The organism is Nitrospirota bacterium (genome assembly GCA_016212185.1).
In the GTDB taxonomy this organism is placed as follows: domain Bacteria; phylum Nitrospirota; class Thermodesulfovibrionia; order UBA6902; family DSMQ01; genus JACRGX01.
The window spans coordinates 1-2,086 of sequence record JACRGX010000092.1; the positions used below are offsets into that span (position 1 = coordinate 1).

The following is a 2,086-nucleotide window of genomic DNA, read 5'->3' on the forward strand; positions in this document are numbered from 1 at the left end:
ATAATCGCATCCTTTAAAGCCCATTACATATATGCGGCGTGGGCAATACTGATTGCGAACATATTTGACGGCCTTGACGGCTGGGTTGCGAGGGTTACGCACAGTACAACGAGGTTTGGCATTGAGCTTGATTCACTTTCTGACCTCATTGCTTTCGGTGTTGCACCCGCGGTCCTTCTTTACGGCTGGTCATTGCATTCATTTGGCCGCGTTGGATGGGGCGCTGCGTTTCTTTATGTTATGTGCGGTGCGTTAAGGCTTGCAAGGTATAATGTGCAGATGGGTTCTGTGGAAAGCAAGGCATTCACGGGCATGCCGATACCCGGTGCTGCCGTGGTTTTAGCATCACTGGTTTTATTCTATCATGAGATGTGGGGAAAGGCAGCAGGGAAGAACCCCCTTGTCCTCGTTCTGGTTTTTATTCTTGCAATACTTATGGTAAGCACATTGCGTTATCACGGAATAAAGGAGATTGACCCCAAGAGGAGAAAACCGTTCTGGATTCTGGTTGTATTTGTGTTAGTCCTTGTCCTTGTGTTTATGCATCCTGAGATTACGATTTTTACTTTTTCCATGGGTTACATTCTTTTGGGAATTATTGAAAATGCCGTGCTTTTTTATAGAAAGAGAAGGCTTAGCGGAGTGCAGCAATGAGGATAATAAAGATTTTTGATACGACACTGAGAGACGGTGAGCAGTCTCCCGGTGCGTCAATGAATGTGGAGGAAAAAGTGCAGGTTGCAAAACAGCTTGCCCGGCTTGGTGTGGATATAATTGAGGCTGGATTTGCAGTTGCCTCGCACGGTGATTTTGAAGCAGTTAGGACCATTAGCGGGGAAGTGGATGGTCCTGTAGTATGCAGCCTCGCACGGGCAAAAGAAGAAGACATCAGGAGGGCGTGGGAGGCGGTTAAGGATGCCCCAAGGAAGAGGATTCATACATTTCATTCCACATCTGACATACATCTTAAATATCAGTTTCGTGTAAGCCGTGAAGAGGCTTTAAAAAGGTCGCAGGAAATGGTCAGGCTCGCAAGGAGCCTTATTGAGGATGTTGAATTTTCGCCTATGGATGCAACGAGAAGCGATGTAAATTACCTCTGTGAAGTAATAGAGGCAGCCATTGATGCAGGTGCATCAACAGTGAATATTCCGGACACAGTAGGATACAGCACGCCTCAGGAATTCGGTGCATTAATAAAGACCATCCGCGAGAAGGTAAAAAATATTGCTCAGGCTGTAATTTCGGTTCACTGCCATAATGACCTCGGGCTTGCCGCAGCCAACTCGCTTGCCGCGGTGCTTAACGGCGCCGGGCAGATTGAATGTACTATTAACGGCATAGGTGAACGAGCCGGCAACTGCTCGCTGGAGGAAGTGGTTATGGCTTTAAGGGTAAGGCGCGATATTTTTAATGCGGATACAAAGATAAATACAGAGGAGATAATACGCAGCAGCAGACTTGTTACAAAGATAACAGGAATCTCGGTGCAGCCGAACAAGGCTATTGTCGGAGCCAATGCCTTTGCGCATGAATCAGGCATTCATCAGGACGGGCTTTTGAAGGAAAAATCAACCTACGAGATTATTAGACCCGAAACCATAGGGCTTCACAAGACAAAACTTGTCCTCGGCAAACACTCAGGAAGGCACGCATTTAAGACAAGACTTAAAGAACTTGGTTATGAATTGTCAGACGAAGAGCTCAACATTGCATTTGAAAGGTTTAAAAAACTTGCAGACCAAAAAAAGGATATCTTTGATGAAGATATTGAGGCGCTGGTTTCCGAGGATGCAGTAAGAATCCCAGAGGTTTACAGCCTTATTGATTTAAATGTGATTTCAGGCATCAGCCAGAAACCTACTGCTACAGTTAAACTCAGGGTTGAAGGGGAACTAATTGAGAAGACGGAGCACGGCGACGGGCCCGTAGATGCAACGTATAAAACCATTGCTTCAATAACTAATACAAAAAGCAGTCTTCTTAAATTTGAAGTCAAGGGCATAACAGGCGGGACAGATGCGCTTGGAGAGGTTATGGTCTCTCTTGAAGAAGAAGACGGCAGGGTCGTAAGGGGACACGGCGC

At 46.2% G+C, this 2,086-nt stretch carries 2 protein-coding genes; both read left to right on the plus strand.

Annotated elements, in window-relative coordinates; translation table 11 throughout:
• Window positions 1-654, plus strand: a 654-nt coding sequence (pssA, locus tag HZA10_10840; GenBank protein ID MBI5196800.1) for a CDP-diacylglycerol--serine O-phosphatidyltransferase, incomplete at its 5' end; no start/stop codon positions are given.
• The coding region (locus HZA10_10845; protein MBI5196801.1) for a 2-isopropylmalate synthase at window positions 651-2,086 on the plus strand (1,436 nt) is incomplete at its 3' end. The genes pssA and HZA10_10845, both read left to right, overlap by 4 nt.